This window comes from Oryzifoliimicrobium ureilyticum, from assembly GCF_037199735.1.
Taxonomy (GTDB): domain Bacteria; phylum Pseudomonadota; class Alphaproteobacteria; order Rhizobiales; family Rhizobiaceae; genus Rhizobium; species Rhizobium ureilyticus.
On record NZ_JBBBVQ010000003.1, the window covers coordinates 156469 to 182706 of the forward strand.

Annotated in this window: 26 protein-coding genes; 15 read left to right on the forward strand and 11 right to left on the reverse strand. The window is 55.5% G+C overall.

Features of this window, described 5'->3' with window-relative positions; genetic code table 11:
- Positions 1-27: 27 nt before the first annotated feature.
- From VQ830_RS06435 to VQ830_RS06445, 3 genes are all read left to right on the forward strand, one after another.
- Positions 28-288: a DUF2934 domain-containing protein gene (locus VQ830_RS06435; protein WP_337267256.1), complete on the forward strand. Its 261-nt coding sequence runs from the start codon at positions 28-30 to the stop codon at positions 286-288.
- 172 nt (positions 289-460) lie between these two features.
- A complete protein-coding gene (locus tag VQ830_RS06440) occupies positions 461-1402 on the forward strand; it encodes a tagatose kinase (RefSeq protein ID WP_337267257.1) in 942 nt (313 codons plus the stop codon).
- A 1-nt stretch (position 1403) separates the two neighbouring features.
- Positions 1404-2687 carry a D-tagatose-bisphosphate aldolase, class II, non-catalytic subunit gene (locus VQ830_RS06445; RefSeq protein ID WP_337267258.1) on the forward strand — a complete coding sequence of 428 codons (1284 nt, stop codon included), beginning with the start codon at positions 1404-1406 and terminating at the stop codon, positions 2685-2687.
- A gap of 72 nt (positions 2688-2759) precedes the next feature.
- On the opposite strand, the gene VQ830_RS06450 is transcribed toward VQ830_RS06445, so the two are convergent.
- Complete coding sequence (locus VQ830_RS06450; protein ID WP_337267259.1) at positions 2760-3320, reverse strand: DJ-1/PfpI/YhbO family deglycase/protease; 561 nt, start codon at positions 3318-3320, stop codon at positions 2760-2762.
- Between the two features lie 345 nt (positions 3321-3665).
- On the opposite strand from VQ830_RS06450, the gene VQ830_RS06455 reads away from it, so the two are divergent.
- Together VQ830_RS06455 and VQ830_RS06460 are read left to right on the forward strand one after the other, a co-directional pair.
- Positions 3666-4547, forward strand: a complete 882-nt coding sequence (locus VQ830_RS06455; RefSeq protein ID WP_337267260.1) for an NAD(P)-dependent oxidoreductase — start codon at positions 3666-3668, stop codon at positions 4545-4547.
- Positions 4544-5089 carry a cupin gene (locus tag VQ830_RS06460; protein WP_337267261.1) on the forward strand — a complete coding sequence of 182 codons (546 nt, stop codon included), beginning with the start codon at positions 4544-4546 and terminating at the stop codon, positions 5087-5089. Before VQ830_RS06455 ends, VQ830_RS06460 begins: the two co-directional genes overlap by 4 nt.
- Before the next feature lie 46 nt (positions 5090-5135).
- On the opposite strand, the gene VQ830_RS06465 is transcribed toward VQ830_RS06460, so the two are convergent.
- Positions 5136-5978 carry an AraC family transcriptional regulator gene (locus tag VQ830_RS06465; protein WP_337267405.1) on the reverse strand — a complete coding sequence of 281 codons (843 nt, stop codon included), beginning with the start codon at positions 5976-5978 and terminating at the stop codon, positions 5136-5138.
- Positions 5979-6213: 235 nt separating this feature from the next.
- On the opposite strand from VQ830_RS06465, the gene VQ830_RS06470 reads away from it, so the two are divergent.
- From VQ830_RS06470 to VQ830_RS06495, 6 genes are all read left to right on the forward strand, one after another.
- A complete protein-coding gene (locus VQ830_RS06470) occupies positions 6214-7668 on the forward strand; it encodes an alpha-glucosidase/alpha-galactosidase (protein WP_337267262.1) in 1455 nt (484 codons plus the stop codon).
- An 84-nt stretch (positions 7669-7752) separates the two neighbouring features.
- A complete protein-coding gene (locus tag VQ830_RS06475; protein WP_337267263.1) occupies positions 7753-9837 on the forward strand; it encodes an ABC transporter substrate-binding protein in 2085 nt (694 codons plus the stop codon).
- A gap of 227 nt (positions 9838-10064) precedes the next feature.
- Positions 10065-11072: an ABC transporter permease gene (locus VQ830_RS06480; RefSeq protein WP_337267264.1), complete on the forward strand. Its 1008-nt coding sequence runs from the start codon at positions 10065-10067 to the stop codon at positions 11070-11072.
- Between the two features lies 1 nt (position 11073).
- Entirely contained in the window at positions 11074-12210 is a 1137-nt protein-coding gene (locus tag VQ830_RS06485) for an ABC transporter permease (RefSeq protein WP_337267265.1), read from the forward strand.
- A 12-nt stretch (positions 12211-12222) separates the two neighbouring features.
- Positions 12223-13890, forward strand: coding sequence for an ABC transporter ATP-binding protein (locus VQ830_RS06490; RefSeq protein ID WP_337267266.1), 1668 nt, complete (start codon positions 12223-12225; stop codon positions 13888-13890).
- Between the two features lie 20 nt (positions 13891-13910).
- Positions 13911-15281: an alpha-glucosidase/alpha-galactosidase gene (locus VQ830_RS06495; protein WP_337267267.1), complete on the forward strand. Its 1371-nt coding sequence runs from the start codon at positions 13911-13913 to the stop codon at positions 15279-15281.
- A 53-nt stretch (positions 15282-15334) separates the two neighbouring features.
- Here VQ830_RS06495 and VQ830_RS06500 read toward each other — a convergent pair whose 3' ends face one another.
- Genes VQ830_RS06500 through VQ830_RS06520 form a run of 5 tightly spaced genes read right to left on the reverse strand, consistent with a single transcriptional unit; the run spans position 15335 to position 20210 of the window.
- Complete coding sequence (locus tag VQ830_RS06500) at positions 15335-16192, reverse strand: glycerophosphodiester phosphodiesterase (protein ID WP_337267268.1); 858 nt, start codon at positions 16190-16192, stop codon at positions 15335-15337.
- Between the two features lie 20 nt (positions 16193-16212).
- Positions 16213-17292: an ABC transporter ATP-binding protein gene (locus VQ830_RS06505; protein WP_337267269.1), complete on the reverse strand. Its 1080-nt coding sequence runs from the start codon at positions 17290-17292 to the stop codon at positions 16213-16215.
- A 46-nt stretch (positions 17293-17338) separates the two neighbouring features.
- The gene (locus tag VQ830_RS06510) at positions 17339-18148 is read right to left on the reverse strand and encodes an ABC transporter permease (protein ID WP_438617425.1); all 810 of its coding nucleotides are present in this window, start codon (positions 18146-18148) and stop codon (positions 17339-17341) included.
- 23 nt (positions 18149-18171) lie between these two features.
- A complete protein-coding gene (locus tag VQ830_RS06515) occupies positions 18172-19068 on the reverse strand; it encodes an ABC transporter permease (protein WP_337267271.1) in 897 nt (298 codons plus the stop codon).
- Complete coding sequence (locus tag VQ830_RS06520; RefSeq protein WP_337267272.1) at positions 19068-20210, reverse strand: extracellular solute-binding protein; 1143 nt, start codon at positions 20208-20210, stop codon at positions 19068-19070. Before VQ830_RS06520 ends, VQ830_RS06515 begins: the two co-directional genes overlap by 1 nt.
- A 357-nt stretch (positions 20211-20567) precedes the next feature.
- Here VQ830_RS06520 and VQ830_RS06525 point away from each other — a divergent pair, with 357 nt between their 5' ends.
- Together VQ830_RS06525 and VQ830_RS06530 are read left to right on the forward strand one after the other, a co-directional pair.
- Entirely contained in the window at positions 20568-21209 is a 642-nt protein-coding gene (locus tag VQ830_RS06525; RefSeq protein WP_337267273.1) for a DUF1007 family protein, read from the forward strand.
- A complete protein-coding gene (locus VQ830_RS06530) occupies positions 21203-22273 on the forward strand; it encodes a nickel/cobalt transporter (protein ID WP_337267274.1) in 1071 nt (356 codons plus the stop codon). The genes VQ830_RS06525 and VQ830_RS06530 overlap by 7 nt, the downstream gene beginning before the upstream one ends.
- A 34-nt stretch (positions 22274-22307) precedes the next feature.
- Here VQ830_RS06530 and VQ830_RS06535 read toward each other — a convergent pair whose 3' ends face one another.
- From VQ830_RS06535 to VQ830_RS06550, 4 genes are all read right to left on the reverse strand, one after another.
- The gene (locus VQ830_RS06535; protein ID WP_337267275.1) at positions 22308-22514 is read right to left on the reverse strand and encodes a hypothetical protein; all 207 of its coding nucleotides are present in this window, start codon (positions 22512-22514) and stop codon (positions 22308-22310) included.
- Positions 22511-23200: a GNAT family N-acetyltransferase gene (locus VQ830_RS06540; protein WP_337267276.1), complete on the reverse strand. Its 690-nt coding sequence runs from the start codon at positions 23198-23200 to the stop codon at positions 22511-22513. Before VQ830_RS06540 ends, VQ830_RS06535 begins: the two co-directional genes overlap by 4 nt.
- A gap of 60 nt (positions 23201-23260) precedes the next feature.
- Positions 23261-23983 carry a tellurite resistance TerB family protein gene (locus tag VQ830_RS06545; RefSeq protein WP_337267277.1) on the reverse strand — a complete coding sequence of 241 codons (723 nt, stop codon included), beginning with the start codon at positions 23981-23983 and terminating at the stop codon, positions 23261-23263.
- Between the two features lie 93 nt (positions 23984-24076).
- Entirely contained in the window at positions 24077-24712 is a 636-nt protein-coding gene (locus VQ830_RS06550; RefSeq protein WP_337267278.1) for a 2-dehydro-3-deoxy-phosphogluconate aldolase, read from the reverse strand.
- A gap of 147 nt (positions 24713-24859) precedes the next feature.
- Here VQ830_RS06550 and VQ830_RS06555 point away from each other — a divergent pair, with 147 nt between their 5' ends.
- Positions 24860-25348: a CYTH domain-containing protein gene (locus tag VQ830_RS06555; protein WP_337267279.1), complete on the forward strand. Its 489-nt coding sequence runs from the start codon at positions 24860-24862 to the stop codon at positions 25346-25348.
- Positions 25326-26234 (forward strand): CHAD domain-containing protein, encoded by a 909-nt coding sequence (locus VQ830_RS06560; RefSeq protein WP_337267280.1) that lies wholly within the window; start codon positions 25326-25328, stop codon positions 26232-26234. The genes VQ830_RS06555 and VQ830_RS06560 overlap by 23 nt, the downstream gene beginning before the upstream one ends.
- Positions 26235-26238 lie beyond the last annotated feature (4 nt).

Below are 26238 nucleotides of genomic sequence, written 5' to 3' on the forward strand. Positions count from 1 at the left end.
AAGTCGGACAAGGGGAACGGGTGGATAATGGCAAATACCAAGAATGACTGGATCTGCCGACGCGCTTACGCCATTTGGGAAGAGCAAGGTCGCCCCGAAGGGCGCGGAGACGTTCACTGGCGTCAAGCAGCAGAAGAATATGCAATGCTTGAACACACGAGAGCATCCACCGATGGAAGCGAACTGCTTCAAAAACTCAAGGATATGGGGCGGCTGATGCAGGAAGCCGGCAACAGAGCAACGACGTCTTCACAGGCACAACTGGTTCTTTCACGCGCCAGAAAGTAGCAAAAAAAGGGTTCGTCAACGGCCATGGACCTTGGCCGCCAACACGGCGCCTTGGCAAAATTGACGTGCGTAAATTTTTATGGTCTAGATCCTCCTGTTTGATGAGCGAGCCGGCATCATCGGCAAAGTGCGGAGGCGCCATTCGCCGATAAAGGCAGATGGAGGTGGGTCGATGACAAAGATACTGACAATAGGCGAAATCTTGGTTGAAATCGTCGCGACCGAAAAGGGTGACGGCTTCAGACAGCCCGTTCCTTTAATCGGTCCATTTCCCTCCGGCGCACCAGCAATTTTCATCGATCAGGTGGGCCGCTTGGGGCATGAATGTGCCATCATCTCGGCAGTCGGGAATGACGATTTTGGGCAGGTCAATCTCACACGTTTGCGGGCCGATCGGGTCGATGTAACAGGCATTCACATCGACATGGATCGACCGACCGGCAGCGCCTTTGTCCGATATCGGCCTGACGGTAGCCGTGCCTTCGTTTTCAACATTCGCCATAGTGCTTGCGGCACCATCGCGGTCTCGCCGCAGGGCCAACATCTCATCGACACAGCTGCGCATCTTCATGTGATGGGTTCGTCTTTGATCGCTCCTTCAGTGGTCGATATCACACTGACGGCAATGCGATCCATCAAGGCTCGAGGTGGAAGCGTATCGTTTGATCCGAATTTACGCGCTGAAATTCTCGATAGCCCTGGGATGCGCGATGCCTTGAGTGCCGTTTTGGCAGAAACAGATATCTTTTTGCCGAGTGGCGAAGAATTATTCCTGTTTGCGGAAGCTGACACGATAGAAGACGCCGTCGAGGAACTCCTGCAGCGTGGCATTAAAGCTGTTGTCCTCAAACAGGGAGAAAAAGGCGCGTCGTACTTCCACGGTAACGGCAGGGTCACAGAGGAAGGCATGAGCGTTGAGGAAGTCGATCCGACCGGCGCGGGCGATTGTTTCGGTGCGGCATTTGTGACGCTTTTCCTTGAAGGTGCGACACCGAGCCACGCGCTGCGATACGCCAATGCGGCGGGCGCACTTGCCGTCACGAAGACAGGACCTATGGAAGGTGCTGCTACACGTGCCGAAATAGAAACCTTCCTTGCCAGCCGGAGCCGGTGATATGGCGATCAATCCTCTTCACGATATTGCGCAGTGGCGCACCCGCAAATCCGGGATTCGGGGAATTCCTTCCGTCTGCTCCGCGCACCCGCTTGTCATCGAAGCTTCGATGTTACGCGCGATGGAAGCGGACAGCCTCCTTTTGGTGGAAGCGACCTGCAACCAGGTCAACCAGGAGGGTGGCTATACCGGCATGAAGCCGTCTGATTTTCGTTTATTCGTGGAGAAGATCGCGAAGAAGGTATTCTTTCCGCTCGAAAAGCTCATACTTGGCGGGGACCACTTGGGTCCTAATCCATGGAAACACTTACCCGCCGATGACGCGATGGGCAGGGCTGCGGCGATGATCGAGGCCTATGCGAAAGCGGGCTTTGCGAAACTTCACCTGGATACGAGCATGGGATGCGCTGGAGAGCCTGTCGCACTCTCGGATGAGATGACTGCCCAGCGGGCAGCCAGACTTGCCAGCGTTGCTGAAAGAGCAATTGAAGGCTCGCAGGCCGTCTTGCCCGTTTATGTCATCGGAACTGAAGTTCCGATCCCGGGCGGAGCCATGGAAGAGCTGGACATACTGGAAGTGACATCACCAGAAGCGGCAGTCGAGACGGTTGAGATCCACCGAAAGGCCTTCCGAGATGCGGGCGTAGAAAATGCTTTCTCGCGCGTCATTGCGGCAGTCGTGCAGCCCGGCGTCGAGTTTGGTAATCACAATGTCATCGCCTATGCTCCGGAGACCGCAAAGGCATTGAGCGCGAGCCTTGCGAGATTGCCCGGCATGGTTTTTGAGGCCCACTCGACAGACTATCAAACGCCGGAAGCGCTGCGTCAGCTTGTCGACGATGGATTTGCAATCCTGAAGGTAGGCCCTGGTCTGACCTTCGCGTTGCGAGAGGCACTATATGGCCTTGATGCAATCGCATCTTTCCTGAACCCGTCTGCACGCGCTCAGACATTGATGGAAACCGCTGAGCAGGTGATGATTCAGAAACCGGAGAACTGGAATAAATACTACAAGGGCTCCAGGGAAGAGCTTCTGATTCAACGTCATTTTTCCTACAGCGACCGCATCAGATACTACTGGCCTCAGCCCGAGATGACACACTCGGTAGAGGAACTGTTCGCATTTTTCGAAGGTCAGGAAATCCCGGAAACGCTCATCAGCCAATATCTTAACGGGCTTTATCCGCAAGTTCGGTCCCGCAAATCCGGCAACTCGCCCAAGGAATTGGTGCTTGCTTCCATACAGCGTGTCTTAGACGATTATTTCATGGCATGTGAGATCTAAAAAATGCCGCCCTGCTTACGTGCGCAAGCAAGACGGCATCCGTCTAAAATAGACTAGGCATCGTCAATCAGGTTAGGCTGCACGGCGCTCGTGGCGGCCTTCCTCGACTTCCTCGACGATCTTGGCGACAAAGGCGTCAAGATCGTCTGGAGAACGCGACGTGATGATACCCTTGTCAGTTACCACCTTTTCGTCTTTCCAGTCGGCTCCAGCGTTCTGGACGTCGGTTTTGATGGACCAGTAGGAGGTTGCCTGACGGCCGCGCAAGGCATCGACTTCAACCAGAAGCCAGGGCGCATGGCAGATGGCCGCAACGACCTTGCCTGAATTTACGAATTCCTTGACGACACGAAGCGCGTCCTTCTCCAGACGCAGCTTGTCCGGATTGATCTGACCGCCCGGCAGAACGATCGCGTCGAAGTCTTCGACCTTCACGTCCTTTGCAAGCAGATCAACGGAAACGGTATCGCCCCAATCGGTCTTGTCCCAGCTCTTGATCTCGCCGTCTTTGACAGAGGCGATCTTTACAGTTGCACCGCGACCGCGAAGCTGCTCAAGCGGTACACGCAGCTCGGAGCGTTCGTAGCCATCTGTTGCAAGGATGAGGATCTTTGCTGAATTGATGGAAGGCATGTCGTCCCTTTCTCTGTTTCAGAGTTTAATTCAATCGAAGCTATCTACGGCCGCTAAAAAGCAGCTTGGACCACTTCCAATCTCGTGTCTTGAGCATGTCTGGGTTCGATTCCAGACGGCGCGCCAGCGCCGCATGCTGGGGGTGTAACCGATGAGCAGCGTGATCGTTCCGCAATTGATAGGTGCATCTTTGAGGTCCATAGGAGAGACATCACGGCGCAGGAAAAACGTTGTCGACCAGATATTGCCTCTTGCCGCGGGCCTCTTTGCCGACATCTATGCCTGCACTTTAACCCTTACCGCGCGCGCTAGCGCCCGCCGATTGGACTTTGGAAAGGAACTGCTTTGGATATTACCTTCATCGGTCTTGGCAGAATGGGACTGGCAATGGCGGAAAACCTGCTGAAAGCCGGCCACCGCGTCACAGTCTATAACCGCTCGCCTAAAAAGGCTGAGACGCTCGCTGCCCAAGGTGCGGTCGTTGCTCCTACGCCCGCTGCGGCCGTCGATCACGCGGAGATTGTGGTCACTATGCTTGCTGACGACAAGGCGCTCGATGGCATCTGCTTTGGACCTGAAGGCATTATTACGCGCCTTCCGAAAGGAACTCTACACGTTTCCTGCAGCACGATCAGCGTCACAATGGCAGATAGACTTTCGGCAGCGCATGCTGACGCCGGGCATGATTTTGTGTCTGCGCCGGTCTTCGGCCGTCCTGAAGCCGCCGCCGCCGGCAATCTCTTCATCGTTGCAGCAGGAGCTAGAGCCGCGCTTGAAAAGGCGCAGACTGTCTTTTCGGCAATTGGGCAGAAAAGCTTCATTGTCTCCGAGGAGCCGAGAGCTGCCAATCTCGTGAAACTCAGCGGCAATTTCCTCATCGCTTCAGTTATCGAGAGTTTGGGCGAAGCAATGGCGCTTGTCGAAAAAGGCGGCATCGACAAGAAAGCCTATCTCGAGATCCTGACGTCGACCTTGTTCAATGCCCCGGTCTACAAAACCTACGGTGGACTCATCGCGGATCAAAAGTTTGATCCGGCCGGATTTGCCGCGCCGCTCGGGCAGAAAGATGTGAGGCTGACGTTGGAAGCGGGTGAACTTCTCGGTGTGCCGCTTCCGATTGCAAGTCTTCTGCGCGACCGCTTCCTCAGGCTGATCGCTCAGGGCGGTGAAAATCTTGACTGGTCAGCTATCGGCGCGCTGCCTGCAAAGGATGCCGGACTAAAATGAGCAGCCGCCAAGAGAAATCCCTGCGCTTGAATGAGGATCATCAAATTGAGAGACTGCTGTTTCGCGAGAACGGTATGATCCCCAACAACCCTGATTTACCGGTCATCTTGTATCGCGGCGTTTTCGACCGAAATGAAAGCGATGTCGCGGCATCGCTTGAAGGCTTGTTTTCGCAGACAGGCTGGCCGCCGGCCTGGCGAAACGGTGTTTATCAGTTCCATCATTACCATTCCAACGCACACGAAGTTTTGGGATTCGCAAAGGGATCGGCAGATTTAATTCTCGGAGGGGAAGGCGGAACAGCCGTGAGGGTCGAAGCAGGCGATATCGCTCTTTTGCCGGCTGGCACCGGTCATTATCGATTGAGCTGCACGGACGACTTTCTCGTGGTCGGAGCCTATCCTCCCGGTCAAAGCCCGGACCTTCGCCGGCAAGCGCCCTCCGATCAGGAAAGGCAAAACATCAAAGCTGTTCCGCTACCCGAAACGGATCCGGTGCTGGGCGCAACCGGGCCTGTTCATGCCTATTGGCATAGCCGTTAGGAGCCAACGCGCTAACTAAAAGCGAAGACGTTAAAAATCGGTTGGATCAGCTTCCTTTCAGGATACTGGCATACATGCCGGTGGTGCGAAATTCCGTGGGATTTGTTCCATAGACGCGCCTGAAAACCTTTGAGAAGTAATTGGCATCGTCGAATCCGCATAAGATCGCGACTTCCTTGACGGGGAGAAAGTCGTTGCGCGTCAGTAATTTTGCGGCTCGCTGCAAGCGTTGCTGCATCACAAATTCCGCAGGCGAGACGCCCTCGTTCTGCGCAAATACACGCGAGAAGTGTGCACGGCTGAGGCCCATGATGGCGGCAAGTTCTTCCACGGGAAGCGGCTTCTGAAGATTGGCCATGACGTGGTCGATCACCGGCTGCATCAGGCGCTTTTCATCGTCATGCTCGGCAGAGCCGAAGACATCATCATAAAGCGCCATCGCTGCTTCATAGGCGATTGCGGAGGCGGCCCCTGGTGAACGGGCACCCTTCAGCAAGCGTAGGCTACAATCGGCAAGATGATCGATTGTCGTTTGATTGAGCCGCAGTACCGGTCCCGTGGCGGCAAGGGCAAGCTTATGGATACGCAGCGCTTCCTCGCCATTCATCGATATCCAAAAATATTCCCAGCGCTCTCCCTTCTCCAGCCAATAGCGGTGGTTGTGCGGAACCAGCACAAGAAGGGTTTCGCCGGCATGCAGATGATAGTTGCGGTTTTGATAGCGGAGGCGCCCCGTGCCGCTAATGGTGTGCTGTAAGACCGTGAAAGGTGTTAAGCCGCGATGGCGTCCGTCCCAGTTGTAATCGGTGTTATGACGTATCTCATAGCCTGTTGAGGTCGGCATAGCATGCAACCGCTGCCGCCCACGTGGCAGCGAAACGGTTCTCATCGCCTCCCCATTCTCGATCAAATCCTTGAGCACAAAATTACCCTCGAAAGCATAATCCTTCTCTATGCCCGCCAAAGAAACCGCGCATAATCCCCCGCGACAAACTAAGCCAAGTTCCGGATGTCGGCTGAATTATCGCTCCATTTCGGCATCTTCACCAGATGCCGTGGTGTTATCACGACGGGAATTGAAGGCAAGCCCTGATCCTTCCCATCGTCTGCAGAAAGGATTGGTCGTGAGTTTCAAAATTGCTATCATCGGCGCAGGCAGTGTAGGCTTCACCAAGAAGCTGTTCACCGACATCCTTTGCGTTCCTGAATTCAGAGAGATCGAAGTTGCGCTGACCGACATCAACGAGAGCAATCTCTCGATGATCAAATCGCTGCTGGACAAGGTTGTCGAGGCAAATGGCCTGCCCACGAAAGTAACCGCAACCACCGACCGTCGCCGGGCCTTGGAAGGTGCCCGTTATATCATCAGCTGCGTAAGGGTCGGCGGATTGGAAGCCTATGCCGATGATATCCGTATTCCGCTCAAATACGGAATCGACCAATGCGTAGGCGATACGATTTGCGCAGGCGGCATTCTTTACGGTCAGCGCAACATCCCGGTCATTCTCGATTTCTGCAAAGATATTCGCGAGGTCGCCGCACCGGGAGCCAAGTTCTTGAACTATGCCAACCCCATGGCGATGAACACCTGGGCGGCGATCGAATATGGAAAAGTCGATACGGTTGGACTTTGTCACGGCGTCCAGCACGGCGCGGAGCAGATCGCCGAAGTCCTTGGTGCGAAATCACCTTCCGAGCTTGACTACATTTGCTCCGGCATCAACCATCAAACCTGGTTCATCAATCTCAAGCTCAATGGGCGGAACATTGGCAAGGATGAGCTTATTGCCGCCTTCGAAGCCCACCCGGTGTACTCGCAGCAGGAAAAGCTGCGGATCGACGTTCTGAAGCGCTTCGGAGTTTACTCGACGGAGAGCAACGGTCACTTGTCCGAATACCTGCCATGGTATCGCAAGCGCCCGGATGAGATCACCCGCTGGATCGATATGTCGGATTGGATACACGGCGAAACCGGCGGATATCTTCGCCATTCGACGGAAACACGCAATTGGTTCGAGACGGAGTTTCCAACCTTCCTTGAGCAGGCTGGTCGGCCCATCGATCCGGCGCGCCGCTCAAACGAACATGCGAGCCATATTCTCGAAGCGCTTGAAACCAATCGGATTTATCGCGGCCATTTCAACGTGAAGAACAATGGTATCATCACCAATCTACCGTCGGATGCCATTATTGAATCGCCCGGCTTCATTGATCGATTCGGGATCAATATGGTCGCCGGGATCGCATTGCCGGAAGCTTGCGCGGCAACCTGCATCTCCTCGATCAATGTTCAGCGCATGTCAGTCCATGCGGCAGTATCCGGCGACGTCGATCTTCTGAAGCTTGCCGTTCTGCATGATCCACTGGTGGGCGCCGTCGCGACCCCTGAAGAGGTTTGGCAGATGGTGGACGAGATGCTGGTCGCTCAGGCGCGTTGGCTCCCACAATATGCGCATGCCATTCCGGCAGCCAGGGAGCGGCTGTCGAAGGGGACCGTAAAAACCCGCGATTGGACGGGCGCTGCCAGACGGCAGGTCAGATCAATTGAGGAACTGAGAGCGGAGAAGAAAAGCGCGTAAAAATGAGAGCCGAGATTGTCGGGAGGCAACTCGGCTACGACGAAACACATGGGGATTGTTTAAGTCATTATAAGGGAGGAGAGCATGAGGTTTCCAAGTAAAGCAAGTCTTGTTGCTGGACTTGCCATGGGCATATCCGTTTTTGCTGTCGCGGCTTACGCGTCAGAACCAACCACTCCGCCAGAGCCCGCACCGCTGCCGGCCCAGGGCAAAATCAAATATGTCAGCCGAGACTCCATCCTGGAGTTCAAAGCCCTTCCCGAATATCACGAGCCGGATTGGGTCACTGAAAAATATGTCAAGGCGGGCAAACTGCCGCCCGTTAAAGACCGGCTTCCAAAGGAGCCCATGGTCTACAAGACGGAGAACATGCCGAACGGCGTTGGTGTCTACGGAGACGTTCTGCGACATGTGATCGGCGGGCGACCCGAAGGCTGGAACTATGGCGCGGGCCAAACGCAAGGCTGGGGCGGTATCGATATAGCGCTTTCCGAATGCCTGACGCGCACTGCGCCTCTCTTTCAGGTCGAGGCAAAAGACACCGAGCCTCTGCCGAACCTTGCAAAAAGCTGGGAGTGGTCGCCGGATGGTCATAAGCTGACCATGCATCTCATCGAGGGCTCAAAGTGGTCGGATGGCGCGCCCTTCAATTCAGACGATGTCATGTTCTATTGGGAGGACGAGGTTCTCGACCACAATGTTTCGCCGCTTAACGGTGCAACCCAGGAAACCTTTGGAGCAGGAACAACTCTCAAGAAGATCGACGACTACACAGTCGAGTGGACCTTCAAAGAAGCGTTTCCACGGCAATATCTGTTCGCGATGGCCTACGGCACTTTTTGTCCAGGCCCATCTCACATTTTGAAGCCACAGCATCCGAAATATTCAAAAAATACCTACGATCAGTTCAAGAACGCATTCCCGCCGGAATTCATGAACATGCCGGTGATGGGCGCTTGGGTTCCGGTTTCATATCGACCCGACGACATCATCGTGATGAGACGCAACCCGTACTACTGGAAGGTCGACGAAAAGGGCAATCAACTGCCTTACCTCAACGAGATGCAATACAAGCTCTCGACCTGGGCAGATCGCGACGTCCAGGCTGTTGCCGGCTCAGCCGATATGTCCAACCTCGAGCAACCTGAAAATTTCGTGGCTTCGCTGAAGCGCGCGGCAGAACCATCTGCCCCGGCAAGGCTTGCCTTCGGGCCGCGCCTGATTGGCTATAACCTGATGATGAACTTTTCGGCCAATGGCTGGGGGGATCCCGACGAGCGTGGCCAGGCCATTCGTAATCTCAACCGAGATGAGCATTTCCGCAAGGCAGTGACCATGGCTCTGGACCGCAAGGCCATTGGCGATTCTCTTGTGAAGGGACCTTTCACGGCGATTTATCCAGGCGGCCTCTCATCGGGAACGAGCTTTTACGATCGGAAGTCAACTGTCTATTACCCTTATGACCTCAAGGGGGCGAAGGCTGAGCTTGAAAAGGCTGGGCTGAAGGACACAGATGGCGACGGCTTCGTCAATTTCCCGGCAGGGACCGCCGGCGGCAAGGATGTGGAAATTGTCCTGCTGGTCAACAACGACTACGTCACGGACAAAAGCTTAGCTGAAGGTGTCGTCGGGCAAATGGAAAAGCTCGGCCTACGCGTAATTATCAACGCTCTTGACGGTCCAAAACGTGATGACGCGCATTACTCCGGCCGTTTTGACTGGCTCGTACGGCGTAACACAACCGAAATGGCATCGGTCGTGCAAAACACGGAACAGCTTGCCGCTGTCGGGCCACGGACTAGCTGGAACCATCGCGCCGGCAAGGACGGTCAGCTTGACCTGATGCCTTTCGAAAAAGACCTCGCGGACATTGTTTCAAAGTTCATCACCTCGCAAGACCAGAATGAGCGCGTTGAACTTATGAAGAAGTTCCAGAAGGTCAGCACGGAAAACATCAACATGGTGGGCCTCACCGAGTATCCGGGCGCACTGATCATCAACAAGCGCTTCTCCAACATTCCCGAGGGAACGCCGATCTTCATGTTCAACTGGGCTGAAGACTCGATCATTCGCGAAAGGGTCTTCGTTGCGGCGGACAAACAGCAGAAATACGAGCTGTTTGCCAACACGTTGCCCGGTAAGCCTGGCGAGAAAGGGCCTCCGAACTAAAGGAAAGGCATTGCTTTAGATCTCTTGGCCGAACGCATCTCGTTTTAGCCAAACAGCAGGGGAGCCGATCGTCGCGCGCCTTTGCCCATTCCTCCTCCCTTACAAGAAAGCCGGTCGCATCTGTGGATGCGGCCGGGTGGTCTGAAACGATCAGTCCGTCCAACATCATGTTCATCGGCATGTGATCTTTCCTCGGGCCCCATGGCCGCAAGAAGAGCGAGTGTCCAATGTTGCGATTTCTACTGATGCGCATAGGCGCCTCGATACCAGTGATCCTCATCATGAGTGTCGTGACCTTTGCCATCATCCAGGCCCCTCCCGGCGACTACGCCGATTACATCAGGAGCCAGATGATCAATCAGGGCGGCGCTTCCTTTGCGCAGGCCGATGCTCAGGCACAGGCCTATCGCGTCGAGCATGGGCTCGATAAGCCGCTTGTCGTTCAATATTTCAACTGGATCGGCGGCATCGTTACCCGCGGCGACTTCGGCTATTCGATGTTTTATAATAAGCCTGTTGGCGAAGTGGTCGGCGAGCGCCTGCCCCGCACCTTGCTGCTGGCCTTGGTCTGCCACCTGCTGGCATCCATGCTTGGCATCGGTTTCGGCATCTGGGCCGCAACGCGCCAATATTCGTGGGTCGACGGCCTTCTTTCGACGATTGCTTTCCTCGGCACCACCATCCCGCGCTTTCTGATGGCTCTGATTATCGTCTATCTTCTGGTGTTCCAGCTACATGTCACCGAGATCGGCAGCTTCTTCTCGCCGCAATATGGCGGGGCTCCCTGGTCCTGGGCAAAATTCGTCGATCTTGTGCAGCATGTTTGGCCTGTCGTTGCGATCGCGACCTTTGGCGGCCTTGCCTACAATATGCGTGTCATGCGCGGTAACCTGCTCGACACTTTGAATGCGCAATATATCGAGACGGCACGCGCCAAGGGTTTGAGCGGCGGCGCCGTGGTGATGAAGCACGCGGTTCCGAACGCCCTGCATCCGCTCGTCATGTATCAAGGCGTGGTCTTGCCGTACATGCTCACAGGCGAGATCGAAACGGCCATTATTTTTGCACTTCCCACCGTTGGCCCAGCAATCGTCGGTTCCATGGCAATCGGAGATGTCTATGTAACCGCCACCTTCATGATGGTGCTGTCTGTTACGCTGATTATCGGCAACATTATCGCCGATATGCTGCTTGCATTGCTGGATCCACGGGTACGCCAATATGCAGGAGCCTGATATGGTTGTCATCGACTCCGCACAGACAAAGGCCGCAAAAGAGGCAGAGCGCGTCAAGGCTGCACGCGGCAACGAAAGCTACGGCGCGCTTGTGTGGCGTCGGCTGAGGCGCTCCCTCACGGGAATGATCGGTCTTGTACTGGTCACCCTCCTGATCCTCATGGCGCTTTTCGCAGATTTCTGGGCGCCTATGGATCCCAAGGCGACCGATAGCGGCTTTTCCCCTCCGCAGATGATCAGCTTTTATGAGAAAGACGGCAGCTTCAGCTTTAGGCCGCGCGTTTACGCATTGACCGATAGTGCCGAACTCGATCCGGTCACCTTCCAGCCGATCACGGGACCTGACTACGACAACCCCCGTTACCTTGGCTTTTTCGTCAAAGGTGCGCCCTATCAGCTATGGGGAATGGTGCCTCTCGATCGCCATTTCTTCGGGACCATTGACGGCTCACCCGTTCATCTTCTTGGCACGGATAAGTTCGGCCGCGACGTGTTGTCGAGAGCGATTTACGGATCGCGTATCTCCCTGATGATAGCGCTGTCAGTCGTGTTCATCACGACGCTCGTCGGTACGACTGTCGGAATGGTCTCCGGTTATTTCGGCGGAGCCCTCGACGCGTGGGTGCAGCGGTTTGTTGAACTGGTTCTCGCCTTCCCGCAGCTACCGCTTTATCTCGCCCTCACCTCGCTCATTCCCGTCACGGCACCCACCAATGTCTTCCTGACTTTCGTGATCGGTGTCATGGCGGCGCTGGGTTGGGCACAGATGTCCCGCGAGGTCCGTGGCAAGACGCTCGCCCTTGCCAGGATCGATTATGTTCGCGCGGCGATGGCAATTGGTGCAAGCGATCGCCGGATCATTTTCCAGCATATCTTTCCCAATGTGATGAGTCACGTAATCGTTGCGGTCACCCTGGCCATTCCATCAGTCGTTCTCTTGGAATCGTTCCTCGGTTTCCTCGGGTTCGCGGTGAAACCGCCGCTGATCTCCTGGGGGCTGATGTTGCAGGACACCGCCAATTATTCGGTCATCGGTACCTATCCGTGGATCCTTAGCCCCGTCGGTTTCGTCCTTGCGACGGTCTTTGCCTTCAACGCGCTGGGCGACGGCTTGCGCGATGCCGTCGATCCATATTGAGGAGATCCATTCATGGCACCTTCTTCAGGCCAATCCTTTGCACCAAAGCTTCGCCTCGATCTCGACCAGCATTCTGAGGAGCCCGTTCTAGACGCGCGCAGCATCGCAGTGAAGTTCAAGGTCGAGGATGGCATCGTCGAGGCCGTCAAGGATATCTCGTTTCAGCTTTACCGAGGTGAAACAATTGCAATCGTCGGAGAATCGGGTTCGGGCAAGTCCGTGACCGCCCGCACCGTCATGGGGCTTCTGTCAAAGCGGGCAGAAGTCTCGCCGCAATCGAGCGTGACCTATGAAGGCAAGAATATCCTCGCCTTTCCTGAAAAGATGCGGCGCCGATTGCGCGGGGATCGGATCTCGATGATCTTTCAGGAGCCGATGAGTTCGCTCAATCCGATTTACACGATCGGCAGTCAAATCGTCGAAGCGATCAGGGTCCATCGCCGAATTGGACGCCAGGAAGCACAGGCTCGCGCGCTTGAGCTTCTTCAACAGGTCCACATTCCCGATCCCGAGGCGCGCCTCAAACAATATCCGCACCAGCTTTCCGGCGGGCAGCGTCAGCGTGTGATGATAGCCATGGCGCTCGCAAATAATCCCGACATCCTGATCGCCGATGAACCGACAACAGCGCTTGATGTGACGGTCCAGGCACAAATCCTCAACCTATTGCGGGAGCTACAGAAAAAGCTTCAAATGGCGGTGATCCTCATCACCCATGACCTGACGATCGTTCGGCAATTTTCCGACTATGTCTATGTCATGCAGCATGGGGAGATGTGCGAGCACAATACGACCGCCAAGCTGTTCGCTGCACCCCAACATCCCTATACACGCCGTCTTCTCGGATCCGAGCCACATGGAAGGCCGAAACCGCTTGAGGAGACCGCCCCCGTCCTCCTCGACGCAAGCGGCGTTCGCGTCTCCTTTATGCTGCGCCATGGCAGCTTTTTCAAACCCGAGATGCGTGAGCTTGTGGCGGTCGACAGCCTGGGGCTGACCCTCAGACGTCACGAGACCCTTGGCCTTGTCGGCGAATCCGGTTCAGGCAAGACGACCTTCGGTCAGGCGCTTTTAAGGCTTGCGGCAATGGAAAGCGGCGATGTCGCTTTTGATGGCAGCCCCATCCAGGGCCTCAGCCGCCGCGAGATGAGACCCTACCGCGCTCGAATGCAGATTGTGTTTCAGGACCCTTTCTCCTCGCTCAATCCGCGCATGACGATCGGCCAGATTCTGGAGGAAGGTCTGATCGTAAACGGGATCGGTGAAAGCAAGGCGGAACGGCGCGAGCGTGTTCGTGACGCGCTGGTTGCTGCCGGCATGCCGGGAGATATTCTTTCTCGCTTCCCGCACGAATTTTCCGGTGGTCAGCGGCAGCGCATCGCGATCGCGAGAGCGATTGCGCTCGAGCCGGAATTCATTCTTCTCGACGAGCCGACTTCGGCGCTCGATCTTTCAGTTCAGGCACAGATCATCGATCTTTTGCGCAAGCTGCAAGACGAGCGGGGCCTGAGCTATCTCTTCATATCGCATGATCTCAAGGTCGTGCGAGCGCTGTGTCACCGCGTGATCGTCATGCAACACGGGCGCATCATGGAGACCGGACCGGTCGAAGAGGTTCTCACCAACCCCAAGACAGATTACACCGCGCGGCTCGTTAAGGCCGCCTTCGATATTGCTTAATGCCGACACCGGAGGTTTGAATGGCATCCCATCCTAAGATCACCTTTATCGGAGCCGGGTCTACCGTCTTCATGAAAAATATCATTGGAGACGTTCTTCAGCGTCCGGCTCTCTCAGGGGCAAGAATTGCCTTGATGGACATCGATGCACAACGGTTGGAAGAAAGCGCCGTTGTCGTGAACAAGCTGATTTCGACGCTCGGCGTATCGGCGACAGCGGAGACCTTTTCCAATCAGAAGAAGGCGTTGGAAAAAGCCGACTTCGTCATCGTTGCGTTTCAGATCGGCGGTTATGAGCCATGCACCGTCACGGATTTCGAGGTCCCGAAGAAATACGGCTTACGCCAGACAATTGCTGACACCCTGGGGGTCGGCGGCATCATGCGCGGCCTGCGCACGGTTCCGCATCTCTGGTCGATTTGTGAGGATGTGCTGGAGGTTTGCCCGCAAGCGATCATGCTGCAATACGTCAACCCAATGGCCATCAACACCTGGGCAATCAGCGCCAAATATCCGACGATCCGGCAGGTCGGGCTTTGCCACTCGGTTCAGGGCACGGCGATGGAACTCGCCCATGATCTCGATATCCCTTACGAAGAGATCCGGTATCGCTCCGCCGGCATCAACCACATGGCATTTTATCTGACATTCGAACACCGGCAAAAGGATGGTTCCTACAAGAACCTCTATCCGGATCTTCTTCGCGGCTATCGCGAAGGACGCGCACCCAAGCCGGGCTGGAATCCGCGCTGCCCGAACAAGGTGCGTTACGAAATGCTGACGCGCCTCGGCTATTTCGTCACCGAAAGTTCCGAGCATTTTGCAGAATATACGCCTTACTTCATCAAGCGCGGTCGCGAAGATCTAATCGAAAAATATGGGATTCCGCTCGACGAATATCCGAAGCGCTGCATCGAACAGATCGAGCGCTGGAAAGGACAGGCTGAAAGCTACCGCACGGCTGATCGGATCGAAGTCAAACAATCGAAGGAATATGCCTCTTCGATCATCAACTCGGTGTGGACCGGCGAGCCTTCGGTGATCTACGGAAACCAGCGCAACAATGGGTGCATCACGTCACTGCCTGATGATTGCGCCACGGAAGTTCCGTGCCTTGTCGATGCATCGGGTATTCAGCCGACCTATATCGGCGAGCTTCCACCGCAGCTGACCGCGTTGATCCGCACGAACATTAACGTTCAGGAACTGACGGTCAGAGCGCTCATGACAGAAAATCGCGAGCACATCTATCATGCCGCCATGATGGATCCACATACGGCAGCAGAGCTCGACCTCGATCAAATCTGGTCATTGACCGACGATCTGCTATCGGCACATGACAAGTGGCTGCCGGAATGGGCGCGCGCAAGCCGCAAAACCGCAGCCGCCTAATTTGATGCGGGCCGGATAGAGCGGCCCGCACTTCCATGCTTCAAGTCGGAACGTCAACGGCTTCGTTTGATCAAGGCTTCCAATCCGATCGGGTCGTCGGTCGTTATTTGATCGACCCCAAGCTCAAGAAGGCGACCCACGATCGGCAAAACTTCGGGTACGGCGCGATTGATGGTGTAAGCGTCGACACGGCAGCCGCGTTCATGAAGAGCGCCGGTCAGATCAAAGCCTTGCGCATCGGCAAACAAGACGAGCTGATGCTCCAGATACATCATTTGGGCATTCGGCGAAGCAAGACAGGCTCCCTCGACAAACCCCTCGAAGTCGCGGCTTTCCATCAGACGGGGAATCGCTCCGAAGTGACAGGGATCATAGCCGATCGGAAGATCAGGCAGGGCATCAGATAGTCTTGTTACCGCTTCGGCATCGCCAGCCGAAAGGATCATAGACGATGCCATGGGTTTTACCGCTCTGACGAAGGCTAAGATATCCTGCTCCCGAATTTCGGAGCTGTCCGACTTCATATCGAGCTGGAGGCAGGCATCCGGGTGAGCGCCCTCCTGCTTGATGAGATCGATAAGATCATCAAGCAAAAAGACTGGATCGCTGCTGGCAGTGCCGTCACTCCTCCTAAAAAAGAGGCTTTGTAGAATGTCGCGGGATGCTTCGGCGACCGAACCACGCCCAGTTGTGGCAGGGTTAAGATCTTCGTCGTGAAGAACAACAAAGCCTTCGCCGGCAAAACGCAAAAGATCGATTTCTACGCTCGCGCCAAGCCTCATTCCCTCGGCGATCCGCGCGGCGGTAAATGGGATATCGGTGATAGTACGACGACCTCTATGCCATTTCAGCCAGGTCCGATGCCCCTTATGGTCGATGTAAAGACCTGCAGCAGTAACGGCTTCAGACATTGCCGGACCTTTCTATCACATCAGGCATGAGCCAATTTTTCATTGCAATGCGCAGTCACAGTGCCATTGCTCTGATAGGCGAGCCGGTTGTCACGAAACACAAAATAGTCCTGTACCGTCAAAGAAACCAATGCGTTCTTATCCCACTTTTGGGTGGGAGGAACCATGGCTTTGATGCGCGAAGCATCGGCGAGCTCTATGTCGATCATGCGGTGCGTACCAAAGTCGATCGACCGATGAACCGTCGGACCTCCATCCCGCCCGGGACTTTTGATGCTCAGTGCGTCTGGTCGGAATGCAACGACGACTTCGCCATCCTCTATGGGAACTTCAAGACCAAAATCCGGATGAACAGTCGAACCGGACACCACCTTCGTCTTCACAAAATTCATCAAGCCGATAAAGCCCGCAACAAACTGCGTCTGCGGGTTACGATAGACCTCGGCGGGTGGTGCCACCTGTTCCGATTTTCCATCACGCATCACGACGATCCTGTCGGCCAGAGCGAGAGCCTCATCCTGGCCGTGCGTGACGAAGAGGGTGGTGATCCCCAGCCGTTGCTGTATGTCTTTAACCTCTTCGCGAAGACGTTCACGCAGATGTTGATCCAAGCTCGCAAAGGGCTCATCCAACAAGAGAATTTTGGGTTCGAGGACCAGAGATCGGGCGAGAGCCACGCGCTGCTGTTGTCCTCCAGACAACTGCTGGGTCATTCTCTTGCCGAAGCCAGCAAGACCGACAAGGGCAAGCGCCCCCTCTACTTTTTCTCGGATTTCCGCGCGAGGCAAACGACGCAACTTCAGCCCAAAGGCAATGTTGTCGAAGACATTCATATGTGTCCAAAGGGCGTGACTTTGAAAAACCATGCCTGTCGGACGTTTTTCCGGCGGCAAATGCGTCACATCCTTTGCGTCAATCAAAATAGCCCCACCGCTTGGCCGCTCGAAGCCGCCAATCATCCGCAGCAAAGTCGATTTTCCTGAGCCTGACGGTCCCAGCAAACAGACAAGCTCACCATCTTCGACATCAAGGGAAAAGTCCTCGACGGCATAGGTAGAACCGAACATTTTGCAGACATTACTGATCGTTAGACGTGCCATATGAAAGTTTTCCTGAACCCTCGGGTTTTGCTTTCGGTCGTCGGCGCTAGGCGCCAAAGCCTTTAGCAAATGAGCCGGTACCGACAACGCGGCGCACAAAGAGCAACGCGATGAGAGAGGGTACCCACAGCATGATAGAAAGCACTGCCCCGTATTGGACGACGATCTGGTTATTGATGAAGCTGATCATCAGGACAGGCATCGTGCGGAGTTGCGGCGCACCGATTAGCCATGCCCCCTCCGTCTCGTAGAAGGTCGAGACAAAGGTCAAGAGAATCGCCGCGGCAATGGTCGGCGCGGCCTGCGGTAGCGTGATTGACCAGAAGACCCGCAACGGAGCCGCGCCTGCGTCACGCGCGGCCTCTTCCATGCGCCGGTCAACGTTTTGAAATGCCGCGACAGGGATCCAGATCATCAGCATGAGAGTGCCGACGAGCTGGATGAGGACCACGCCCCAGAACGTGCTGATGAGACCCAAATGCAAAAAGATTCCTGCAATCGTGACTAGAAGCCCAAATTTCGGAAAGGCGTGCGAAGCCAGGAATGAAAGAAACAGCAAATTTTTCGCGGGAAATCGCAGCCTTGCAAAGGCGTAAGCTGCAGGAAGGCAAATGATTGCTGAAATGAATGTGACGGTCGCTGTCAGGCGCAGGCTGAGCGATAGGCTATCCCAGACGTCCTGACGCGCCAAGGTCTGATGCCAGAAACGCAGACCAAACTGTTGCGGTATCAGCGAGGGGTATCGCCAAACTTCGCTGAAAGCCCAGACGGCCACGACGATGAGAGGCAGGGCAATGAAAAGTGTCAGAATGGCGGAAAAAATCAAACCGATCCAATCCGGATCTCGTGATCGCAACGCAGATAAATTGACTGAAATGCTCACCGCCGCGTCTCCCGGTTTTTCGCGATCGAGCGGACGTAAAAGAGACCGAATAAAAGACAAAAGCCGAAACTAATGACAGCCTGTGTCAGCGCCGCCCTCGGATCGTTCAGATCAGAAAAGGTTCGTTGCATGAAAGGACCCATGGTTTCGGGGGATGCCCGGCCCAGCATATACGGCAGCGTAAAGGCCGAAAAAATGCCGAGAATGGCGAATGACCCGGTGACCAGCATGGAATTGCCCATGCGCGGTAGAATGATCGAGACAAAAACCCTCAAGGGGGACGCCCCAACATCACGTGCAGCTTCGACGGAGCTGTTCGATATGGAAGACAAGCCGGCCGTCAGCATCAGAACCGTCAGCGGCAGGTTGTCCCACACGAGACCGATGACCGGACCCCAAGGCGTCAGGTAAGGAGACGGCAGCTTCGGCAAGCCCAATGCATTGAGGACAAGATCGACCGCGCCGTTCGGGCCAATCGTTCTAATCAATGCATAGGCAAGAATGACAGAAGGCACGAACATGGGGAAGATCGCCAGCGCCTGGACATAGCCCGCCAACCGCCCATGTGAAAACCGCAGATAAAGCGCGATCGGCAGACCGATCAGCAAAAGCAGCGCACCACAAACGATCGTCGTCCACAATGTGAGCCACAGGTTGGCAAGGCTGTAGCCGTCACTGAAAAAGAAGCGGTATGAGGCAAACGATATGCCGACGTTCCCATCCGGATCGCCGATGAAGATCGTCGAAATGACCGCCGAAATAATCGGATAAATAATAAGCCAAAAGACGAGCAGAACCGGGGTCACGACAAGCAGCAGACCGACCGGCTTATTGCCTTTAGCGATCGGCGCAACACGATGCGCCGATCTAAAGCTGTTACTGATCTCGGTCATCAGGTTCGGCTGATGCTCGGCGCCACGTTTCGATACCAGCCATCATTGACAGCCTTCTCCCAGTCCCCCGCTGGAAAGACTGGAATGCTTGTCGGGATGACGTCTGCATATTTTTTCCGAAGATCATCGGAAAGGTGCTGCCATGATATGCTTGGGAAACCGCCAAGCTGCGTGATAACGGCCTCCTGCATCTCCTTTGTCAGCATGAAGGCGGCAAGCTTCAATGCACCCTCTTTATGGGCTCCGTTTGAGAAGACTGTCATGCGGGCGAAGTCCCCACACAGAGCAAGATCGGTCAACTGAACGAGCCCGGTCGTTTCCGGCAAGACACCCTGGGAAACAGCCTGCAAGACCTGATCGGACCAAACCGGCACCATAGCGACGACGCCCTGTCCAAGAAGCTGAATGGACTGCGTATTCCCGGCTGTGTAGGCACCCTTCTCATAGAGAGCCGGAGCAAGATCGTTCAGGATTTTCCAGGCCGGTGCCAGCATCTTGTCAGCGGCTTCGGCGCTGTAGTTATCGACCTGGAATTTCGCTGGATCACGACCATTCGCTTCGTGGATCGCGCGACGTACAAAATTGCCGCCGGAGCCGCCTTTATCGGGACGATTATAAATGAACTGGCCTGGGTTGGCCTTGATCCAGGAGACCAGCTGATCCCATGTTTTTGGCGCAGTCTTCGGATCGAGTTTGGTGGTGTCATAAGCGAGCAGCACCTGGGAACCGCGATAGGGCAGTGAATATCCGTTATCGAGAGCAAGCGGATTAATACGTTCAAAGCCTTCGATATTGTCGCCAGTGAGCTTCACCCAAAGACCAGCATCGATGCCGCCTGCAGGAAGTCGGGGATTGAACGCTTCGAAAATGTCAGCCTGCGGATCACTCTTGCTCTTCAGCGCCGCGAGAGCACGGTCGCCAATCGCCCGCAGCCCATTGTTATCACCGGCGTCGGTCACTTTGACGGTAAGCTCTGGATGCGCCTTCTGAAAGGCAGGCAAGGCGATGTTCGTCCAAAAATCGATGATGTTCTGGTCCGATCCACTATAGAGATCGATTGCCTCCGCGGAACGAGCAATGCCGGGCAAGGCCATGCCTGCAGCGATTGCTGAAGATGTGATGAGGAATTGGCGTCGGTTCATGGGGCTCTCCGGGTTGAGGCGCGCCAGCGCTGTCGTCTTCGCTGTGCTACAGCCGCTCGATGACAGAGCGATGACGCCGCACCCGATTGCACAGCTGCGCAACACGGGGATGGCCCGTGCTGTTGGGGAGAGGCGGCCTACGAGCAGAGTTTTCAAGAAGGACATGAAATCTGTTGCAAGCTCGAAAATAGATCGTTCGCTGTCGAAATCTCTCGCTGGAAACCAGATATCTTGCGCAAAAATGACTGATCGCAACCCGCTTCTTGTCACGATTTTGTATCATAGGAGCCGTGTCCCCAATTCTGTCTCAATTTGCCTCATTATCCGCCCGGTATGAATCGGTTTGGCAGGGCGCGAATGATAAAGCTGACGTTTTGGCTGGGGGCGCTGCTCTTATGCGCGCCCGCAGTCGCATCTGCCCATCCTCATATTTTCGTCGAGGCAAGGTTAGAGGTTGTTGCCGGCCCCGATGGCAGCATTTCCGAGCTTCGCAATGTCTGGCGCTTCGACGAAGTTTTTTCGTCATCCGTTGTTATGGATTTCGATAAGAACGGGGATCTTAAATTGGAGCCGGATGAGCTGGCAGAGGTTGGAAAAACAGTCAAAACCTCGCTTGCCGACTACGGCTACTATATGAATCTGACGATGGACGGCAAACAGGTGACCGTGCAGCCGCCAGACGTCATCAATGTCGATTACCGCAACGGCCAGCTTTTGATGTTCTTTGCCATTAAGCCAAGCCAGAAAATGCCTCTCCACGGTAAGCTGACATTCGGCGTCTATGATCCGACACTTTACACGTCGATCGATTTTCCGACCGATAATGAAATGGTTCTGCTTGGAGACGGATTTAAGTCCTGCAAACATCAGGTCGTTCGCCCCGATCCGGATGAGGTGATTTCCGAAAACAAGCAGTCGCTCACCGACGCTTTTTATAACGATCCGACGGGCACAAACATGTCGAAGCTGTTTGCAACCCGGCTGGAGGTAACATGCTAAAGGGTGCCCGCCTTCCTTTTTGCGCAATCGCCCTGCTTCTTGTCACAGCAGGCCTCGCTGCAGCGCAATCGCCCCTCGGGATCGGTTCCGCCGAACCCAGTTTTCAGCCGATGGGCGGGCCACTGGCTCCCCTCTTCCTTTACGTGAATCAGGAACAGCAGGCATTTTATAGGGCCCTGACAGGGGCGTTGCGCGCCATGCGTCAAGATCCATGGCAACTGAAGACGCTAATTGGCCTCTCCTTCGCCTACGGGATCTTCCATGCGGCAGGCCCCGGTCATGGAAAAGCTGTGATCTCCTCATATATGCTCGCCAATGAAATCGAGCTGAAGCGCGGCATCGTGATCTCATTCGTGTCTGCGTTCCTGCAAGGGATTATGGCGGTCGTTCTCGTCGGGGTTTGCTGGCTGCTCCTGCGCGGTACGGGAATTACGCTGACGGCCGCGACGCACATGTTGGAGATCGCGAGCTTCATTCTCGTCATTATGTTCGGTGCTTGGCTGCTGTTCAAAAAGCTCCGCGCACTTTGGCTGAGAATGCCACAACGGGCTGCGGCCGCGACCACTGGGCCAGTCAGCATGATGCTGGACTGGCAGGACAATGCGTTGCGCGAGGATGCCGGAGCTTACAGCTTCGGCGAACGACAAGCGCGCGATGCCGGCCATCGCTTCATTTCAGGTATGGCCTGTGAAACATGCGGCAAGTCTCACATGCCAGATCCCACCACATTGGGCGCCAAAACCTTCAGCCTTCGCGACGCGTGGTCGGCTATCATTGCCGTAGGGTTGCGGCCTTGTTCTGGGGCCATCCTCGTAATGACTTTCTCATTGCTGAACGGGCTTTACTTCGGCGGCATTCTCTCCGTCGCCGCGATGTCTGTAGGAACGGCGATCACAGTCGCCATCCTGGCGATAATTGCCGTTAGCGCCAAAGATGTCGCCATATGGCTGTCGCGCCCGGAGTCGAGAAAGGCCGCGTGGATAGCCAATACCTTCGAAATCCTTGGCGCCATTATGGTCATTTTGATGGGAATCCTGCTGCTCGGCGCATCGCTTCAGGCTTGAGCGGGCGAAGGCCGCATGGGCCGGAAGAGCTGAACTAGTCCATCTTGCGACGCTGATAGCGCGCTCGAAACCAGAAGATTGCGAAAAAACCCAGAAGCAGAAGACCGCCGACCAGAAAAGCAAGCGTCGGCGAGAATTTGCCGATCGACAAAACAATCGCCGGCAAAAAGTAGATGACCAGACCTGCCACCAACAGAATAATAGCCGCCGCAATAGCCGAGGATCTGTTCTCAGGCGTCATTGCCCAGCCTCCTTGGTCACATCGGCACGAATATCGTCAAGACGGCGTATCTGGGTACCATCGCCAGCAAAATTGGCAGGATCAAGCCAAAGCTCGAAGACTTGGCGTCGCTGCGGCCACTCGCTGTCGATGATGGAAAACCATGCTGTATCTCGGTTTTCGCCCTTCGAAATCACGTGCTGGCGGAAAACCCCTTCAAAGGTGAAGCCGTAGCGTGCAGCGGTCGCCTTGCTGGCCTCGTTGTCGTTGTGGCACTTCCACTCATAACGCCGGTAGCCGAGGCCCTCGAAGACATGCTTAGCCATCAAATAATGCGCTTCTGTCGACAAGGGGCTGCGGCGCATGCCGTTGCCGTGGGCAACGCCGCCGATCTCAACCACGCCATTGGCAGGATCGGCGCGCATATAACTTGCCATTCCGACGACCGCGCCAGTGCGGCGATCACGGAAGACATGGGTCAGCCACCCGTTCTTGCCCATGCGCTCGAGCCAGTCGCCGAAGTCGTTGACGTCTTGGAAGTCATCATTCGGGAAATAACGAAGCAGCGAATTGGTTTCTATGCCGCCAAGCCCCTCCCACAGAAGCTGCAGGTGAAGATCGCGCCGATAGGGCTCGATCCTCACGTAACGACCTTTCAGGGTCACGGGTGACGGCGCCGGAGCTTTATAATTCTTGAGATCGACCATGGTTGCCCTCCGTTGGTGTCAAGCCATAAGGCAGCGACATGCGGATGGCAACGGCGCGTCTTACGAAGAGGCGATCTGTGCTTTATGCGCGGTGACCGATGCGTCGATGTGGTCGACGAGTTTGTCGTCCAAACCAAGACGTCCAGCAAGCAAATCAAGATACCCACGCTCAGCTCTGGTGTCGGGCTCGATGGTTAATCGCGACACGGTGTAGAGTTCGACACGCTGTTCTTCCGTGACGGCTGCAGCCAGCATCGAGTCCAAATCGGTCGGCGCCGAGAGTTCGCGCTCGATAAATGCGGCCGCCTCGCCGTCGATTTCCTCGCTCCGCATTTTCTCGGCAATCGCCGAGCGTTCTGCCGCATCAATATGGCCATCCGCTTTCGCGGCCGCGATCATTGCCCTCACCAAGACAAGGACAAATTCGTTGCTGCCATCCGGCGAAGAGGGTCCAAAACCCGACTGCTCGGGAACGGGCAGCGTCGCAGGATCAACGGAACGCGCTGCGCCTGCAGTTTCCTGCGGCGTTTTCCCGCTTTGCCAGTTGCGATAAGCAAGATAACCAAGTCCTGCGACCGCAGCAACGCTGCCGATCTTGACGGCGCTACCAGCAAGTTTCCGACCTGTTTTCGTGCCCAAAAGAGCCGCGGCGAGCGCTCCTGTCTTCATAGGATTATTCTGGGCATATGCGAGAGCTTCACCAGCCTTTTGCCGTAAACCGTCGCCTCCCTTGCCAGAACTTGCCCCGAGAAACTGATCTAAAAGCTTCTTAGCGTCGAACATTCTTTTCTCCCTATCTCGACCAAGACATAGGGATTGTTCGATCAATTACAAATAAACAGCACGTCAGCCAAGGAGCCTCCATGGCGCAAAGGGCTATTTGAGAGCAGCCGCTTCAGCCGCAAGCTTGGTAATGCCAGCCCAGTCACCTGCCGCGACCAGATCTTTCGGCGCAACCCACGAACCGCCGACGCAAACAACATTCGGAAGGGCGAGGTAGTCAGGTGCGTTTTTCAAGGAAACGCCGCCCGTCGGGCAAAACAGCATGCCAGCCAAGGGTGAAGAGAGAGCCTTCAGATAGGCAGCGCCACCAGCCTGTTCGGCCGGAAAGAACTTCAGAACCTCATAGCCTTCTTCGCGCAAAGCCATAACCTCGCTGACCGTTGCTGCTCCGGGCAGAAGCGGAACGTCAGACCCTGCGGCCGCATCAATGAGTTCCTGCGTAGCACCTGGGCTGACGATGAACTTTGAACCTGCAGCGACTGCAGCGTCCCAATGAGCCGTATTAAGGATCGTACCGGCACCGACTTCGGCGCCCTCCACTTCTGTCGCAACCGCGCGGATCGCATCAAGAGCGGCAGGGGTGCGCATGGTGATCTCGATTGCCTTTAAACCGCCTGCGACAAGCGCCCTTGCCAGACCCACTGCCGAAGCCACGTCCTCGACGATCAGAACGGGAACCACTGGCTGGAGCTTCAGAATAGAGAGGAGCTTACTTGTTTTTTCGCCCATGATCGCCGCTTTCACAAAAGAAGATTTAGGTATGGCAATAAACGCTGCTACTGGCTTTGTCGAGACGAAGGTACTGATTGACGTTTGGGGTATCAAAAGCGCTGCAACTGGGCTAGCTTGCTCTTATTGCTTAAGAGGTTAACTTTTATGGCGAAAGAAATAGAGCGAAAATTTTTGGTCAAAAGCGACGGCTGGAAGCGCGACGTCGAAAGCAAAAGCAATTTCCGCCAGGCCTACTTGGCCGCTTTGGACGACCGGTCGCTTCGTGTGCGAATTCGCGATGAAGCCAGCGCAAAGCTGACAATCAAAATCGGTCGTACCGCCCTGATCCGCGATGAATTCGAATATGACATTCCCCTCGAAGATGCAGAAGAGCTGATGCGGGCTGCTGTGGGTAATATCATTGAGAAAACTCGGTTTCGCGTGCCGTTTGGTGGATATGTCTGGGAAGTCGACGTTTTCGCAGGGATGCATGCCGGCCTTGTTATGGCGGAAGTCGAGATGCAATGCGGAAACGACCGGCCGGAATTGCCATCCTGGATCGGGCGAGAGGTTACCGGTGACTTTCGCTATTCCAATCAGTCACTTGCAACAGAAGCTGGCCAGAACCTTCATGTCTTTTCGCATTCGGCCTGACAAAGACTTCACAGAAGAATTCAAAGGCGTCGCCTGCGAGCAACTGGATGCAGCGATAGAACAGCTTCAGAGGAAACCGGATGGTCTTCATGCGGCCGTTCACAATATGCGCAAGCGCTTGAAACGTGTGCGCTCGCTGATCCGGCTGACGGAAAAAGTCGCTCCTGACGCTGCGAGCAACGAGAATGCGCGGTTTCGGGATCTTGCAAAGTCTTTGTCGCTCGTGCGCGATGCGACGGCGCTGATCGGGACCGTTGAGAAGCTTCAAGAGCAAGCTAAGATGGAAGATGCGCAGGCCGCGTTGAGCCGGGTGAAGGACCAGCTAATTAAGCGACGCGATCACCTTGCTCAAACTGTTTCAGACGTCGACAGTCTGTCCCGCACGATCACTCAACTGCAGCAGGGACGCGACACGCTCGCTTGCTTGAACTTTCCTTCATCGTCTCGAAAAAACGCACGCATGCTGGCGAAAAGCTGGCGCCGGACGACGAAGAAGGCTCAGAAAGCGCTTCTGGGCTGCCACCAACTCTCCTCTGACGATGACTTCCATCGCTTGCGCAAACGGACCTATGATTACAGGCTATTCCATCTGCTGCTGCGCGATGTCTGGCCGAGCGCGATGAAAGCCAAGTACGATGTCGCCAAAGGGCTTGTGGAGCGGCTTGGTTTTGTCAACGACCTTGCCGTCCTTTCCACCCTGCTCGATGAGGAGCCGCATCTCGTTTCGAGCAATGGCGACGTATCATTCCTCTTGGATGCCATCATAACCGCCCGCCAAGAGAACCGGCAGACCGCTTTAAAAGATGCGGATCGCCTGTTTTCGGATGATGCTGACGAAGAGGCAGAGCGAATAGAGCTTCTGTGGCGGCTCGCTGCCGAGACTTAGGCGG